The following is a 13,855-nucleotide window of genomic DNA, read 5'->3' on the forward strand; positions in this document are numbered from 1 at the left end:
GTAGGCTACCCACGCCCGTGTCCCCCACGCCCCCATTGCTCGATGACATGCTCGTCTTCGCCGAGGTGGCGGACACGGGGAGCCTCACCGCGGCGGCGGCGCGGCTGGGCCTGCGCAAGTCCACGGTGAGCCGGCGGCTGGCGGCCCTGGAGGAGCGCCTGGGCACGCGCCTGCTGGAGCGCAACACACGGCGGCTGAGGCTCACGGAAGCGGGGCGCGAGTACCACGCGCACTGCGCGCGGCTCGTCGCCGAGGCCCGCGCGGTGAACCAGGCGATGAGCGAAGCGCGGGACATCCCCCGGGGCACGTTGCGCGTGGCCACGTTCTCGCTGCTCGGCGAGCTGCTCACGCCCGTCATCGCCGACTTCCTCTTGCGCCACCCCCAGGTGCGCGTGGAGGTGTCCCTGGCACCCGCCCACGTGGACCTCGTGGCCGAGGCGTATGACGTCGCCCTGCGCACCGGGCCGCTCGTGGACTCGGCCCTGGTGGCGCGCCGGCTCGGCCACGTGCGCACCGGCTATTACGCGAGCCCCACCTACCTCGGCCGGCGCGGCACGCCCCGCTCGCCCGAGGAGCTCGCCCACCACGAGTGCGTGCTGGTGGCGGAGCCGGGCACGGACGAGGTGTGGTTCTTCACGGGCCCGGGCGGCGCGCGCACCGTGCCGGTGACGGGCAGGTTGCAGGTGCCCAGCGTGCGCGCGGGCCACGCCGCGGCCCGGGCGGGGCTCGGGCTGGTGCGCCTGCCCACCGTGCTCGTCGCGGAAGACGTGCGCGCCGGCGCGCTCGTGCCGGTGCTGGAGGCGGTGTCGCCCCCGGGCCTCGCGCTCTACGCCGTCCATCCCAGCCGACAGCGGATGCCCGCCAAGGTGAAGGTCTTCCTCGAGGCCCTCACCCGGGGCGGCCCGGGACTGCCCTGGGAGGATGGGCCCCGGTAGATGGGCCCCGGTAGATGGGCCCCGGTAGATGGGCCCCGGTAGGGGGCTCTTCACGCAACAATCCGTCGCGCGCCGGGCCCTCGTCCCCGCCCGCCCCCACCGCTATCTCTCTTCCCACACCACACACGAGGGAGAAGACCATGGCGGGAGACATCATCGACGTGAGGGACGCGGAGTTCGGCGGGCAGGTGCTGCGGGCGGACGGGCCGGTGCTGGTGGACTTCACCGCCCACTGGTGCGCCCCCTGCCGCGCCCTCACCCCGGCGCTGGAGGCCCTGGCCACCGCGAACAAGGACCGGATGAAGGTGACGCGGCTGGACATCGACGAGAACCCGGAGACGGCCCAGACGTATGGCATCCGCTCCGTGCCCACCCTGCTCCTCTTCAAGCAGGGCCGGGTGGTGGGACAGATTGTCGGGGCCCAGCCCCGGCAGAAGCTGGAGGGCGCCGTGGAGAAGTTCCTCCAGGCGCCCTGAAGCCCCCCGCCGGGGCGCGCCCCTCCCGAGGCGTCCTACTGGGTGCGCCGCCACAGGTAGTGCAGGTCCCAGGACAGGCTGCGCTCCACGTCCTGGCACTCGCCCTCGGAGAGCAAGCCGCGCAGGGTCTGGAAGACGGTGCGCACCAGGGGCTCCACCGCGGAGACGTCCAGGCGCAGCTCCCGCGCCACGCACGTGAACAGGGCCTCCTGGCCCGCGATGGGCTCCGGGGAGTCCTTGCCCGCGTCCCGGGTGGGGAGGAACTCCACCAGCTTGCGCATCAGGTGGCCCTGCGGCTCCTGGTCCTCGTCCAGCTCGAGGTTGCGCAGCAGGGCGGTGATGACCGAGACGGCCGCGCACTCGGCCAGGGCCGGGTCCAGCCGTCCCTCCTGGGTCAGCGACGTGGTGAAAGCGGCGGAAGAGGGCCCGGGCCGGGAGGGGGGACGCTTGTCACCACGGCTCAGGGGATTGCCCGGTGGGGTGTCAGACACGTGACGCTCCTCGCGAAAGGGTGTCTGGAGAAGGTGCTCATTCCGGCCGGGAATGGGGTGGGGTCGGGGCGCGCCAGGGCAGGGGGGAGGGCCAGGCCGCCTGGGCAGCGGGCAGGCCACCTCGACGATCAGCAAGTCATGTCAGACTCGGTTAGTATGAAGGACGCCGTGAGCCACTCGACCAACGGCGCATTGAGCATCCTGGGGCAGGGCAACCTTCTCGGGGAGAATTATCTGATGCCTGTCCTCAATGGGGGCGGACGGAAGAAGCGGGCCCGCAAGCAGGAGGCCACCCCGAAGCCGGGGTTCGCGGCCGCCCTGAAGCTCGTGGTGCAACTGGGCCGCGAGAAGCAGAAGGAAGTGGGGAAGACGGCGCTCTCGCGCTGCCCCCGCTGCGGCCATGTGGGCCCCACCGAGCAGGACTTCGGCACGCGCGTCATCCGGGGCGAGCGCCGCCCGCAGTCATGGTGCCGCAACTGCCGCAAGGTGAACCTGCCGCCCCTCAAGGCCCTGCCCCACGCCGCCAACCGCAAGGTGAAGGCGACACTCGTGGAGACGGCCAACGAGAAGCCCGAGCGGCCGCGCAACGCGCCCAAGCCCGCCCCCGTCCAGGAGGACGGATGGCTGTTTCCGCCCGACGTGCTCGGCAAGCGCAAGCGCCGCAAGTCCTGACGGGAAAGCCCCCCGCGAGCAGCCGTTCAGGCCCCCCGGCGCTTCTCCCCGGGGTGACACCGCCGTGCCTCGCGCCCCACCTTGTCCTGAAGTCCACGTTCAGTCCAAGGGAGCGCACATGGCAGTTCGAACGGATATCGTGGGAATCAAGAACCGGCGGCAGGTCGGCGTGCACGCCGCGCAGCCCAGTCCGCAGGCGAGCAAAGGCAGAGCCATCCCCTTCCATGATGAGATCCCCCTCTTGCGCCGGGAGCGGCTGCTGGAGCGGGTGACGCTGGGGCCGGCCGCCGAGCCCCACCACCCGAAGACGCCCCGGCTGGCGACGTCGGTGAACGGGCGCAAGAAGCCACCCAGCCAGATGCACATCCGCCGCAGTGGCGGGTAGACAACGCCCTCCCGACGCAACAAATCGGGACGCGGGCCGCGAGCGGTCTATGTTGGGGGAGAATGAGCGACTCGCTGTTCTCCTCCGACGTCGAGACCGCCGACACCCTCCACCTGGGGCGACAGTGGCTGGGCGATCTGCTGGATGTGGCCCTCTCGCTGCTGCTGGGGTGGGGGCTCCTGCGCGCATTGGACGTGAACCGGACTCCCGGACGGCTCATCGCCGTCACGGCGGGGGTGTGGTGCGTGGTGTGTCTCGTGGGGGGGTTGAGCGGGTGGACGCTGGGACAAGCCCTGGTGGGCCTGCGGCTGGTGCGCGGCGACGGTACGCCCGGGGTCTCGCGCGGAGCGGCCCGGGTGCCCCTGGCCCTGGTGGACCTGATCGTCTCCCCCATCCTCCAGCGCCGCGTCTTCGATCGTCGCCTCGGGCTCGAGGCGAAGTCCGTGCCGCCCTGGCGCGGGGGGCTGCCGTGGAAGGGAGCCTGGCTGGTGCTGGCGCTCGCCGCGGTGTGGTTCATGGTGGAGCCCACCCGGAGCGAGACCCTTCGCTACCTAAAGACCTTGGATGGGTGGCGGTGCTGCCATGGACGGGCGACGCCCTCGCCCTCGCGGTGCGAGAACGCGGTGTCCCGCGCGGTGCGCGAGGCGGCGGGTGGAGACGCCCAGGCCCAGGCCGTGGTGGCGGATTGTCCCACGGCCACGGCGGCCATGGGTCGCTGAGGGGCGAGCGGGCACCGAGGGAGAGCGAAGGCGGAGGATGAAAAACGGCCGGGCTGTCCCTACCTCCATGGAAGGAGGCAGCCATGGCCGTCAGAACTCGAATGGCAGGAACGAAGAATCCGCGGCGGATGACGAGCGTCGACGAGGCGCAGACCAACCGGCAGGCGACGAATGGGAAGAAGACCGTTCCGCGAGATCAGGCCGCGGCCCTGCGCCGGCAGAAGTTGATGCGCAAGGCGACCCCGGGGCCCGCCATGACGGAGCCGGTGGGACACGGACCCGCCACCACCGAGGTCCGGCCCACCCAGAGGACCGTCACCCGGCGCAAGATGAAGCGCGGCAACGCCCGGTAGCCCGCCGCGCTCGCGGGAGCGGCCCCCGGCGGAGGTACAGCCACGCGGCGACTGCTCCCGGCGCCAGAGCTCCCGGGCCCGGCGCGCCCATGCAGCCCCGGGGGAGGTCCTCCCCTTTGGAAGGCTCGGAAGGGGGCTCGGAAGGGGGCTCGGAGACGGGCTCCGCGCACGGGGTGAAACAGCGGCACGAGTCATCGCCCTCGGGCTCCAGACGCGCGCACACACCCCCGGCTCCGCACTGGGCGTCCTCGGCGCACGGGGCGCCATAGTCTCCCGGTTGAAGCGCGGGCAGGAAGCAGCGGCGCGAGGCGTCCGACGTCTCGGCGCAGGCGAGGCCCGCGGGGCAGTCCGCGTCACGCGTGCAGGCCTGTGTGCAGAGGGCGTCCAGGGCGAGCCCCCGGCCGGGCGGCTCCGGGCGCTCGTCGAGGAAGGGCTGGAGGAAGGAGTCGCGCACCGCATCCACCCTCAGGTTGACGGCCTCCTTCTGGCAGGCGAAGTCGCCACTCACGGTGACGCCCGCGAGCACCTCGCCGCCCTCCGCGTCCCGCACCAGCACGGGCCCGCCGCTGTCGCCCACGCAGCTCATCGCGGGATCCGGCCCGGCGAGGAAGGCGTCCGGCCGCACCTCCGTCACGCGCAGTCCCCCCTGGCGCCGCACTCCCGGGAGCGCGTTTGCGTCCCGCGTGTCGCCAAAACCCACCACGCGCGCGGCCCCGCCCGGCGTCAGCACGTCCTCGCCCGGGCCGGGAAGCCGCGGGGAGGGCACCTCCACCGCGACCGCCAGGCGCAACAGGGCCACGTCGTGGGCGTGGGTCTCCCGCTCATAGTCCGGGTGCCGCACCGCGCGCGCCACCCGGACGAAGCGCCCCTCGGTGTGCGTCTCCGACGGCAACCGCGCACCGAAGAAGACCTCATAGGCGCCCTCCGGACCGAAGACGTCCAGGCAATGCGCCGCCGTCAGCACCACGTCCGGGGCGATGAGTGTCCCCGAGCACAGCAGCGTCAGGGACTCCCCCGAGCAGCGCACCCGCCGGGCCACCAGCGCCACTACCGCCCCATCCCCGGGTGCCTCCGTGCCTCCCACCACCGCGTCCCCCCGAGAGGCCAGGGTCCCGTCCACCTCGGAAGAAACAGGCGCGCAGGCGCCGAGGCTCGCCCCCCACAGCCCCCCCCACGCGGCGAGCCACCGGAGCCTGCCCCCCCTCACCGCGCCTGCTCCTCCTGACGGGCCGCGTCCGCCATCACCGCCGTCTCCTCGCGCAGCGAGCCCAACCTCACCCGGTGACGCGCGAGCTGCACCGCCAGCCGCCGGGACTCCGTCTCATCCCCTCGCGCGCTCGCGGACTGGCGCTCCGCCTCCAGCCGCTCCACGTCCCTATCCAGCAGCTGCGTGATGCGCACCAGCTTCTCGTGGCGCCACGCCGCAGTCTGGGGCTGCTCCGGCTCGATGGGATCATTCTCCTGTGGAGGGGAATCCGCCTCCTCGGACTCCGGCGGCGGCTCCTCCCTCGCCGCGAGCGCCTGACTCGCGGCGGGGGCCGGACCCGTCGCCGCTCCGGACTCGACGGACGGGGACGGCACGGACGGCCCGGGCACGGACGACGGGAGACCGGAAGCGGAAGGCACGGCCAGGGACGTCTCCGGAGACGGAGCGGAAGACATGTCCCGGAGCGCCCACTCAAGCGTGCCTCCCAACACCAGACACGCGGCGAGCGGAACAACGACACGGAAGCGGGGATTCATCACACGATCCTTCTGTCTACAGACGCAGCTTCCAACCCTCGGGGTGGCGCTCCACGCGCAGCAGTATCGGCTGCTCGCGCACCCGTCCATCCCGGGCCACGCGCGCACGCACCATCACCGCGTCCGCGTCGCGCCCATCCACCTTCACGTCCAGCACCTCCACCAGGGAGAAGCCGTGCGCGATCAAGTCCGCCACCGTCTCCTGGCAGGAGGACCCCCCCTCCCCGGTGAGCATCGGCCCGAGCACCGCGCAGTCCCCCGAGGGCAGCTCGGTGAAGAAGCGCCGCACGGTCTCACGCGCGGCCTCGGTCTTGCTCGCCGTCGAGGGGGCACAACCCACCAGTGCCCCCATGAGCAATGCCAAACCTGGTCGCCGCATCGTCAGTAGCAGTCCGGGGCGTACAGCTCGTCGTCGCTCGCGGAGGCGAACTGGTCATCGCAGTAGGCACTGGCCAGCGCGTGGCCGTTGCGCACACAGCCGTCATGGTTGGTGGCATCCACCGTGTACTGGGTGTCTCCGCCACAACCCCCGCCGCAGCGGCCGAAGCAGTTGCCCCGCACCTTCGGACGGCTCAAGTGGTCGGGCTCACCGCACACCCAGCTGCCACTGCTGTTCAGGTACAGCTCGTCCCCGCTGCACGTCCCGTGGTCGCCGAGCTGGGCGATCTGCTGGTTCTTCGCCAGATCGGAGCCGCCATGCTGGCAGTCGTGCTTCGCGTACGAGTACCAGTTGTAGGAGCTGCAGCTGCCCGTGTTGAGGCCGTTGCACTTCGCGTAGCTGCACAACATCGTGTAGCCCCGGCCCTGCTCGCCCATCACCGTGCGCTGCAGTTGCACCGAGCCCGGGTGCTCGGCCCACAGGCCCACCGCGCGACGCAGGTACTTCAGCTCGGGCGTGAGGGCGGCGCCCGCCGGCAGCTCCGCGTTGAGCGCCGCGTACAGGGCCGAGAGCAGCTCCCGGTCCCCATCCAGCATCTGCGTGTCCTGGCCACTGTCCTCCGCGAAGCCATCCAGCGACGACACGCCGTTGGCCGTGTCCACCAGGCCCGTGAGCGTCATGCCGTTGTGCCGCACCTCGAGGCGGAAGACACCCGGCTCCACCTGCCGCGAGGAGAAGAGGGCCTCCACGCCCCCGTGCGTGAAACGGCCCGAGGCCCCTTCCGGCCCCCGCGTCAGCGACAGCCCGTCCGAAGCACCGGACGGCTGATCCGAAGTCATCCCCTCTCCCACCTGCCCGCCACAGCCCCCCAGCATCATCGCCACGACTACACCCAGGAAGTTCCGCATGCGCTCGTACCCCCTCCGCTTGTTTTCCTAGAAAGCGAGAGAGCATCACCTGTACGGGAATTATCGGGTTTCAGACAAGTCGTGGTGCGTCAGCCCGTCACGGCGTCTCCCAACGGAAGAGGGACAGGTCCGGCCCGGCGGCCCGCGTGAGTCCCGGTACCCGTTCGGGGAGGGACTCGTGGGCACCGAGCACGAGCAGACCCCCGGGGAGCAGCCGCGTGAGGAGCCGCGCCAGCACCTGCCGCTGCACGGGGGGCGCGAAGTAGGTGAAGGCCACGTTGCGACAGAGCACCAGGTGGAAGGGGCCCTCGGGCATGTGCTCGCGCAAGTCCTCCCGGCGGAAGTCGAGGCCCTCGCGGTACTCGGGCCGCAGACAGTCCTCGTCCCCGAGCGGGGTGAAGGCCTCGTGCCGCCACGCGGCGGGCAATTCGCGCAGCGTGGCGCGCCGGTAGCAACCCCGCCGGGCGCGCTCCAGGAGCGAGGCGTCCGCGTCCGTGGCCACCAGTTCCAGGCGGAAATCCGGGAAGCGGGGCGCGAGCCCCCGCCGGAAGAGGACGGACACGCTGTAGGGCTCCTCGCCGCTGGCGCACCCCGCACTCCAGACGCGCAAGCAGGACTCCCCCCGGGCGCGCGCGGACGCCAGCACCTGGGGCAGCAGCGGCTCGAGCAGCGCGTCGAAGAGGGCCGAGTCCCGGTAGAAGCGGGAGATGGTGACGCGGCACAGCGCATCCAACACGGCCCGCTCGGCCGGATCCGCCTCCAGCCGCGCGACATAGGCGTCCAGGCCGGACAGCCCCAGCGCCTTCATCCTCCGGCCCACGCGCTTGCACACCTGGGCGCGCACCCGGCGAAAGCCCTCCTCGCGCAACCCCAGGCGCGGCGCGGCCCACCGCAACAACTCCCGGCATTCGGCGTCCGTCATCCGGGGCTCGCATTCACTCGCGCGCCGGGAGCACTTCCAACCATGGCGTGGGCGTCCCGGGGAGCCACGGCCGGACGGAGACCAGCGAGGGAGTCGTTCGAAAAGTCCAAGGTCGACCCGGGGCAGGAGCGAGGCGCTAGGGTGTTCCCATCCTCGGAGTGCATCCTTGCCATGAATCGCCCCTCCACCTGAAGTGCGAGGAGCCCCTGGAGTCCGACATGCCCCTGTTCCGATCCTCCCTGCTCGTCCTGTCCCTGGGCTACCTGGCCTGGGCCACCCTCGGGTGTGGCGGCGAGAGCGAGGCCGCGCCCAAGGCTTCCGCCAGGACCGCCACCACCCCGCTGGCCACCGAGATGCTCGCCGCGCACAACGGGGCCCGCCGGGCGGCGAAGCCCACCCCCCAGCCCGCGCTGCCCGCCCTGACCTGGTCGGAGGACGCCGCCCAGGTGGCGCGGACGTACGCGAAGCAGTGCAAGTTCGAGCACAACCCCAAGCGCGGCCCCTACGGAGAGAACCTCGCGGCGGCGGCGCCCGCGGGCTCGAAGACGACTGCACAGATCGTGGCCGACTGGGTCGGCGAGTCCGCCGACTACACCCATTCGACCAACAAGTGCGCGCCGGGCAAGGTGTGCGGCCACTACACCCAGGTGGTGTGGCGCAAGAGCACCCAGGTGGGGTGCGCGACGGTCACCTGCACGAAGAACTCCCCCTTCGGCGCGCAGTTCCCCAAGTGGCAGCTCTGGGTGTGCAACTACTCGCCTCCGGGCAACTTCGTGGGACAGAAGCCCTACTAAGGCGACGGGCCCTCGCCTCCCCTTCACAACGGGGAGGAACGAGGGCCCGTGCGGGCGGCTCGAGGAGCCGTGAGCCGGACTACTTCTTGGCCGGCTGACCCTGCGGCGCGGGAGCCGCCGGCTGACCCTCCGGAGCGGGCGGCGCGGGGGGCGGCTCGTTCTTCTGCACGTCCAGCAGCTCCACCTCGAACACGAGCGCCGAGCCACCGGGGATGCCCGGCGTGCCGCGGTCGCCGTAGGCCAGGTCCGACGGGCACACGAGCTTGGCCTTGCCGCCCACCTTCATCTTCTGCACGCCCTCGGTCCAGCACTTGATGACGCCGTTGAGCGGGAACTGGGCCGGCTCATTGCGCTTGTAGGAGCTGTCGAACTCCTTGCCGTCCGGCAGCGTGCCCCGGTAGTTCACCTTCACGATGTCGCTGGCCGTCGGCTGCGCGCCCGTGCCCTCGGTCAGCGTCTTGTAGATGAGACCCGACTCGGTGCGCTCGGCGCCGGACTCCTTGGCCGCCTCCTCCAGGAAGGTCTTGGACTTCACCTTCTCCTTCTCCGCCCGCGCCGTGGAGCGGGTGCGCGCCAGCTCCGGCAGCTTCGGGCCGAAGGCCTGGATGTCCACCACGGGCTCCTTGCCCGTCACCTGCGCCGTCAGACCCGCCTTGACGTACTCCAGCTCCTCGGGCGACATGTCGAACACCTGGATCTGCCGCGCCAGGGTGACGCCCAGGGCGTAGAAGGTCTTCTGCTCGTCCGTCTGCGGGTTGGCGCCGGCACCACTGGCCCCCCCGGCGTTGTTGGCTCCCTGCGGCTGACAACCCGCCACGGCGAACAGTGCCGCCACCACCAGAATCTTCCGCATGTGTCCTGCCTTTCTCTCCAGGGCAGCAAGCGCCACCCGTCCGCGCGCCCTTATACAAAAAAAAGCCAGCTCGGCGGCAAAGCTCGCCATCCTTAACTTTTCCCTCGGAGCATCCGCCCTGGCGGGGCTGAAGATATGGGACCCAACCAGCGAAGCCCTGGCCGTCAGGAATGAAAGGGGGCAGTCTGGCGTGTTGTCCCCCGGACGCGGGCTCCCGTCTGGTGCGACATCACCTCTCGCGGGAGCGGGCCGTATCTGTTACGGCGGCATACCGGAGTTCTTGGAGGCGCCGTGCAAGCAAGGGAAGTCCTGCGCACCAGCGTCTTGCTGGTTGATGACCAACCAGCCGACCTGGCTGCCCTGGAGCGCTACCTGGCCCCCTTCTCCCTCCACCTGGTGAAGGCGTCCTCCGGCGAAGAAGCGCTCGATCACGTGCGGGACGAGGACTTCGCGCTCGTGCTCATGGACGTGCGGTTGCCGGGCCTCAATGGGGTGGAGACGGCGCGGCGCATGCGCCAGTTGCTGGCGCGGCGGCCCCTGCCGCTGATCTTCCTCAGCGGAGCGAGCGCCGAGGAAGCCATCGTCGCGACCGCGTACTCGACGGGAGGGGTGGACTGGCTGAACAAGCCGGTGGATCCCGAGCGGCTGCGCGCCAAGGTGCGCGTCTTCGTGGATCTCTACCGGGAGCGCGAGGCGCTGAGGCTGCGGCAGGCGGAGCTGCGCGAGCGCGAGCGCGAGGTGCTGGACGAGCGGCGGCGGCGCGCCGAGCTGGAGCGTGAGCGCCTGGTGGTGGAGCTGCGCGAGGCGGTGCGCCTGCGCGACGAGTTCCTCTCCGTGGCCAGCCACGAGCTGAAGACGCCCCTCACGCCGCTCGCCCTGCGCCTGCAGCTCATGCGGCAGGAGCTGGGCAGGCCCGAGGTGGACGTGGAGCGGCTGCTCGGGCACGTGGAGGCGGCGGGCGCACAGGTACGGCGGGTGACGGCGCTCATGGACAGCCTCTTGGATGCCACGCGAATCACCAGCGGGCGGCTCACGCTGCGCCGCGAGCAGGACGTCAACCTCGCGGCCGTCGTGCGCGACGTGGTGTCCAGCTTCGAACTCCAGGCCGCGCGCGCCAACTGCCCACTGGAGCTGGAGGCTCCCGCCCGGGTGCTGGGTCAGTGGGATGTCTTGAGACTCGAGCAGATCGTGACCAACTTGTTGTCCAATGCGCTCAAGTTCGGCGCGGGCGGCACGGTGAGCGTGCGCGTCGAGGAGGACGAGGGGTGGGCCCGGTTGACCGTGCGCGATGAAGGCATTGGGATGGACGAGTCCATGCGCGCGCGCCTCTTCCGCCGGTTCGAGCGGGGTGTGTCGGAGCGGCACTATGGAGGCCTGGGCCTGGGCCTCTTCATCACCCAGCAGGTCACCGAGGCCCTGGGGGGGCGCATCCGCGTGCAGAGCGCCCCGGGGAGCGGCTCCACCTTCATCGTGGAGTTGCCCTGCTCGGCAGGAGGAGAAGACAGCGGAGGCGTCACGCATGGCGCGTGAGTTCCTCGAGCCCATCGAGCAGTTGAGGGTTCTCGTCGTGGACGACAACCCCGCGGATCGGCTCATGGCCGTGCGCGTGCTCAGGCGGGCGTTTCCCGGCATCCTCCTGGAGGAGGTGGGCGAGGAGGCACAGTGGGACCAGGTGCTCGGCCACGAGCGGTTCGATGCCGTGCTCGTCGACTACCTGCTGCCCTGGACCACCGGGTTGGATCTGCTGCACGACGTGCAGCGCACGTGGCCGGGCATCCCCGTCATCATGCTCACCGGCACGGCCGAGGAGTGGCAGGCGCTGCAGGCGGTGCAGGAGGGGCTCGAGGAGTACCTGCCCAAGACGCCCGAGTCCTACGCGGTGCTGCCACGCGCCCTGCGCTTCGCCCTGGAGCGCACCCGCCAGCGTCAGGCGCTCATCGAGTCCAAGGAGACGCTGCACCTGGTCATCGAGGGGGTGTACGGGCACGCCATCTTCATGCTGGACGCCGAGCGGAGGATCGTGAGCTGGAACGCGGGCGCCCAGTCCATCACCGGCTACTCGGAGCGCGAGGTGCTGGGCCAGCCCTACCGCGAGATGCTCGTGCCCGTGGAGCTGCGCCACACGGTGGTGGACAAGGAGATGGAGGCGGCCGAGCACCATGGCGTCTACACGGGCGAGGGCTGGCGTTCTCGCCGGGGAGGAGGCCGGTTCTGGGCCGACATCACCGTGAGTGCCCTGCACAAGGAGGGCGGCGCGCTGCGCGGCTTCGTCGTGGTGCTGCGCGACGCCACCGAGCGCCGGCGCATGGAGGAGGAGCAGCGGCGTTCCAACGAGTTCCGCGAGCGGCTGCTGGGCATCGTCAGCCACGATCTGCGCAGCCCCTTGCAGGCCATCATCCTCCATTCGCAATTGCTCTCGCGCCAGGTGAATGATCCCAAGGTGAAGAACGCCACCACGCGCATCAACCTGGGCGCCGAGCGCATGACGCGGATGATCGCCGACCTGTTGGACTTCACCCGGGGCCGGCTGGGCGGCGGCATCCCGGTGGATCGCCGGCCCGATGATCTCTTCACCCTCACCGCCGAGGTCGTCGAGGAACTGCAGCTCATGGCCCCCCAAAACCCCATCGAGCTGAGCACCCACGGCGACGGCCAGGGCGAGTGGGACCGGGGCCGCCTCATCCAGGTGGTGCAGAACCTGGTGACCAACGCCGTGAAGCATGGCGCCCAGGGACAGCCCGTCCAGGTGACGTTGACGGGAATGGATGACCTGGTGGTGATGCGCGTGCGCAACCAGGGCCAGCCCATTCCGCCCGAGTTCGTGCCCCACCTGTTCGATCCCTTCCGCCGGGCCGCGTCGCAGGAGAAGAGCGATCCGCTGTCCGGGCTGGGGCTGGGGCTCTACATCGCGCAGGAGATCGTGCACGCCCATGGCGGCACCATCCACGTGGACTCCGGCCTGGAGGCAGGGACGACCTTCACCCTGCACCTGCCGCGCAAGGCCGCGCACCGCAGCGACTACCGGCGCACGAGCGCCCGCCCCGAGCACAGGGAGGCCCCCGCCTCGCGGGAAGAGGAGCACACGTGACGCGCGGCCCGGGGAGCACGCCCCCGGTGTCGCCTCGACTCGCCACGCCGGCGGACAACGAGCGGCTGCTCGAGCTGTTCGGCGCGGTGCCCATGCAGGGCGAGCTGGTGCTGTCCACCCAACGCTCCCCGGACTTCTTCCGCCTCTATGACATCCAGCGGGGGACGGCGGAGGTGTGGGTACACGAGGCGGCGGAGGGGCTCTCCGCCATGGGGACCTTCTTCGCACGCGAGGGCTGGCTCGATGGCCGTGCGTGCCGCGTGGGCTACCTGGGAGATCTGCGCACGCGCTTCTCCGCGAGACGGCAGCGGAGCGTGGCGCGCTTCTACGGGCCCCTGCTGGAGGAGGTGGCCCGGCGGCTGGGCGTGGAGACCTTCCTCACCTCGGTGATGGCCACCAATGCCGCGGCGCTCCAGGCGCTGGTGAGACGCCGGGAGCGCCGCGTGGCCCAGCCGGAGTACACGCTCTTGCGCCGCTTCTCCGCGGTGTCCGTGCACTTCACCCATCGCCGCGCGCCGCGCCCGGGCCGCTTCCACGTGCGCCGCGCCCGGCCCGAGGACGTGCCGGCCATGGTGGCACTGCTGGACGCGGATCACCGCACGCGCCCCTTCGGCTACCGCTACGACCAGGGGGAGCTGCAACACCGCTTGGCGCACTGGCCGGGGCTCGGCGTGGACGGGTGCTACCTGGCCTTCGACGAGCGCGGGGCGCTGGTCGGCTGCACCTCGGTGTGGGATCCCCACGAGGTGAAGCGCTACCGGGTGCTGGCGTACCGGGGCTCGATGCGCTGGGTGAAGTGGGGCTACGACGCGATGGCCACCGTGCTGCGCTCGCCCCGCCTGCCCGAGCCCGGCCAGGACTTCCGCTACTTCTACCTGTGCGACACCAGCATCACCGGCGACAATCCCGCCATCCTGCGCGCCCTCGTGGAGCGCGTGTACGCGGATCATCAGGACCGGGGCTACCACTTCTTCTCCCTCTACATGGGGGAGGCGGATCCGCTCCAGCCGGCCCTGCGGGGCTTCTTCCAGCGGCGCCTGGACTTCCACCTCTACGCGGTGACCCCGGCGAGCCTCGCGGGGCGGCCCCCCCCGCCCGGGGGACGGACGGGCTTCGAGATGGCCCTGGCGTGAGCCC

Annotated in this window: 17 protein-coding genes; 10 read left to right on the forward strand and 7 right to left on the reverse strand. The window is 71.3% G+C overall.

Annotated features, from left to right (window positions below):
- Positions 1 to 17: 17 nt before the first annotated feature.
- Together D187_RS26085 and trxA are read left to right on the forward strand one after the other, a co-directional pair.
- Entirely contained in the window at positions 18 to 935 is a 918-nt protein-coding gene (locus tag D187_RS26085) for a LysR family transcriptional regulator (RefSeq protein WP_002629332.1), read from the forward strand.
- A gap of 140 nt (positions 936 to 1,075) precedes the next feature.
- Positions 1,076 to 1,411, forward strand: coding sequence for a thioredoxin (trxA, locus tag D187_RS26090; RefSeq protein WP_002629333.1), 336 nt, complete (start codon positions 1,076 to 1,078; stop codon positions 1,409 to 1,411).
- A 35-nt stretch (positions 1,412 to 1,446) separates the two neighbouring features.
- Here trxA and D187_RS26095 read toward each other — a convergent pair whose 3' ends face one another.
- A complete protein-coding gene (locus D187_RS26095) occupies positions 1,447 to 1,902 on the reverse strand; it encodes a DUF2267 domain-containing protein (RefSeq protein WP_002629334.1) in 456 nt (151 codons plus the stop codon).
- Between the two features lie 168 nt (positions 1,903 to 2,070).
- On the opposite strand from D187_RS26095, the gene D187_RS26100 reads away from it, so the two are divergent.
- The 4 genes from D187_RS26100 (at position 2,071) to D187_RS26115 (ending at position 4,031) form a co-directional block, all read left to right on the forward strand.
- Positions 2,071 to 2,574 (forward strand): hypothetical protein, encoded by a 504-nt coding sequence (locus D187_RS26100; protein WP_245591826.1) that lies wholly within the window; start codon positions 2,071 to 2,073, stop codon positions 2,572 to 2,574.
- A 118-nt stretch (positions 2,575 to 2,692) separates the two neighbouring features.
- The gene (locus D187_RS26105; RefSeq protein ID WP_071903065.1) at positions 2,693 to 2,959 is read left to right on the forward strand and encodes a hypothetical protein; all 267 of its coding nucleotides are present in this window, start codon (positions 2,693 to 2,695) and stop codon (positions 2,957 to 2,959) included.
- Positions 2,960 to 3,021: 62 nt separating this feature from the next.
- A complete protein-coding gene (locus D187_RS26110) occupies positions 3,022 to 3,678 on the forward strand; it encodes a hypothetical protein (RefSeq protein WP_002629337.1) in 657 nt (218 codons plus the stop codon).
- 83 nt (positions 3,679 to 3,761) lie between these two features.
- Complete coding sequence (locus D187_RS26115; protein WP_002629338.1) at positions 3,762 to 4,031, forward strand: hypothetical protein; 270 nt, start codon at positions 3,762 to 3,764, stop codon at positions 4,029 to 4,031.
- Here D187_RS26115 and D187_RS26120 read toward each other — a convergent pair.
- From D187_RS26120 to D187_RS26140, 5 genes are all read right to left on the reverse strand, one after another.
- Entirely contained in the window at positions 3,994 to 5,238 is a 1,245-nt protein-coding gene (locus tag D187_RS26120; RefSeq protein WP_245591827.1) for a S1 family peptidase, read from the reverse strand. The two genes, D187_RS26115 and D187_RS26120, sit on opposite strands and share 38 nt — an antisense overlap.
- On the reverse strand, positions 5,235 to 5,774 hold the full coding sequence (locus tag D187_RS50360) for a hypothetical protein (protein WP_002629340.1): 540 nt from the start codon (positions 5,772 to 5,774) through the stop codon (positions 5,235 to 5,237). The genes D187_RS26120 and D187_RS50360 overlap by 4 nt, the downstream gene beginning before the upstream one ends.
- Before the next feature lie 16 nt (positions 5,775 to 5,790).
- Positions 5,791 to 6,138 (reverse strand): hypothetical protein, encoded by a 348-nt coding sequence (locus tag D187_RS26130; protein WP_245591828.1) that lies wholly within the window; start codon positions 6,136 to 6,138, stop codon positions 5,791 to 5,793.
- A 17-nt stretch (positions 6,139 to 6,155) separates the two neighbouring features.
- Positions 6,156 to 7,061: a hypothetical protein gene (locus tag D187_RS26135; protein WP_002629342.1), complete on the reverse strand. Its 906-nt coding sequence runs from the start codon at positions 7,059 to 7,061 to the stop codon at positions 6,156 to 6,158.
- A gap of 97 nt (positions 7,062 to 7,158) precedes the next feature.
- Positions 7,159 to 7,983: a CheR family methyltransferase gene (locus D187_RS26140; RefSeq protein WP_002629343.1), complete on the reverse strand. Its 825-nt coding sequence runs from the start codon at positions 7,981 to 7,983 to the stop codon at positions 7,159 to 7,161.
- A gap of 218 nt (positions 7,984 to 8,201) precedes the next feature.
- On the opposite strand from D187_RS26140, the gene D187_RS26145 reads away from it, so the two are divergent.
- Positions 8,202 to 8,777: a CAP domain-containing protein gene (locus D187_RS26145; RefSeq protein ID WP_051256549.1), complete on the forward strand. Its 576-nt coding sequence runs from the start codon at positions 8,202 to 8,204 to the stop codon at positions 8,775 to 8,777.
- Between the two features lie 79 nt (positions 8,778 to 8,856).
- Here the strand turns inward: D187_RS26145 and D187_RS26150 are convergent, their stop codons facing one another.
- Entirely contained in the window at positions 8,857 to 9,630 is a 774-nt protein-coding gene (locus tag D187_RS26150) for an FKBP-type peptidyl-prolyl cis-trans isomerase (protein WP_002629345.1), read from the reverse strand.
- 291 nt (positions 9,631 to 9,921) lie between these two features.
- On the opposite strand from D187_RS26150, the gene D187_RS26155 reads away from it, so the two are divergent.
- Genes D187_RS26155 through D187_RS26165 form a run of 3 tightly spaced genes read left to right on the forward strand, consistent with a single transcriptional unit; the run spans position 9,922 to position 13,851 of the window.
- Positions 9,922 to 11,160 carry a hybrid sensor histidine kinase/response regulator gene (locus D187_RS26155; protein ID WP_002629346.1) on the forward strand — a complete coding sequence of 413 codons (1,239 nt, stop codon included), beginning with the start codon at positions 9,922 to 9,924 and terminating at the stop codon, positions 11,158 to 11,160.
- Complete coding sequence (locus D187_RS50365; RefSeq protein WP_002629347.1) at positions 11,150 to 12,718, forward strand: sensor histidine kinase; 1,569 nt, start codon at positions 11,150 to 11,152, stop codon at positions 12,716 to 12,718. Before D187_RS26155 ends, D187_RS50365 begins: the two co-directional genes overlap by 11 nt.
- Positions 12,715 to 13,851: a GNAT family N-acetyltransferase gene (locus D187_RS26165; RefSeq protein ID WP_002629348.1), complete on the forward strand. Its 1,137-nt coding sequence runs from the start codon at positions 12,715 to 12,717 to the stop codon at positions 13,849 to 13,851. Before D187_RS50365 ends, D187_RS26165 begins: the two co-directional genes overlap by 4 nt.
- Positions 13,852 to 13,855 lie beyond the last annotated feature (4 nt).

Source organism: Cystobacter fuscus DSM 2262, from assembly GCF_000335475.2.
Lineage (GTDB): Bacteria > Myxococcota > Myxococcia > Myxococcales > Myxococcaceae > Cystobacter > Cystobacter fuscus.

What these genes read in the sequence shown, in the direction of transcription:
- D187_RS50365 (WP_002629347.1), top strand. Translation starts at nt 11,150, where the DNA reads ATGGCGCGTGAGTTCCTCGAGCCCATCGAGCAGTTGAGGGTTCTCGTC.
- D187_RS26150 (WP_002629345.1), bottom strand. Translation starts at nt 9,630, where the DNA reads ATGCGGAAGATTCTGGTGGTGGCGGCACTGTTCGCCGTGGCGGGTTGT.
- D187_RS26115 (WP_002629338.1), top strand. Translation starts at nt 3,762, where the DNA reads ATGGCCGTCAGAACTCGAATGGCAGGAACGAAGAATCCGCGGCGGATG.
- D187_RS50360 (WP_002629340.1), bottom strand. Translation starts at nt 5,774, where the DNA reads ATGAATCCCCGCTTCCGTGTCGTTGTTCCGCTCGCCGCGTGTCTGGTG.
- D187_RS26140 (WP_002629343.1), bottom strand. Translation starts at nt 7,983, where the DNA reads ATGACGGACGCCGAATGCCGGGAGTTGTTGCGGTGGGCCGCGCCGCGC.
- trxA (WP_002629333.1), top strand. Translation starts at nt 1,076, where the DNA reads ATGGCGGGAGACATCATCGACGTGAGGGACGCGGAGTTCGGCGGGCAG.
- D187_RS26105 (WP_071903065.1), top strand. Translation starts at nt 2,693, where the DNA reads ATGGCAGTTCGAACGGATATCGTGGGAATCAAGAACCGGCGGCAGGTC.
- D187_RS26135 (WP_002629342.1), bottom strand. Translation starts at nt 7,061, where the DNA reads ATGCGGAACTTCCTGGGTGTAGTCGTGGCGATGATGCTGGGGGGCTGT.
- D187_RS26110 (WP_002629337.1), top strand. Translation starts at nt 3,022, where the DNA reads ATGAGCGACTCGCTGTTCTCCTCCGACGTCGAGACCGCCGACACCCTC.
- D187_RS26145 (WP_051256549.1), top strand. Translation starts at nt 8,202, where the DNA reads ATGCCCCTGTTCCGATCCTCCCTGCTCGTCCTGTCCCTGGGCTACCTG.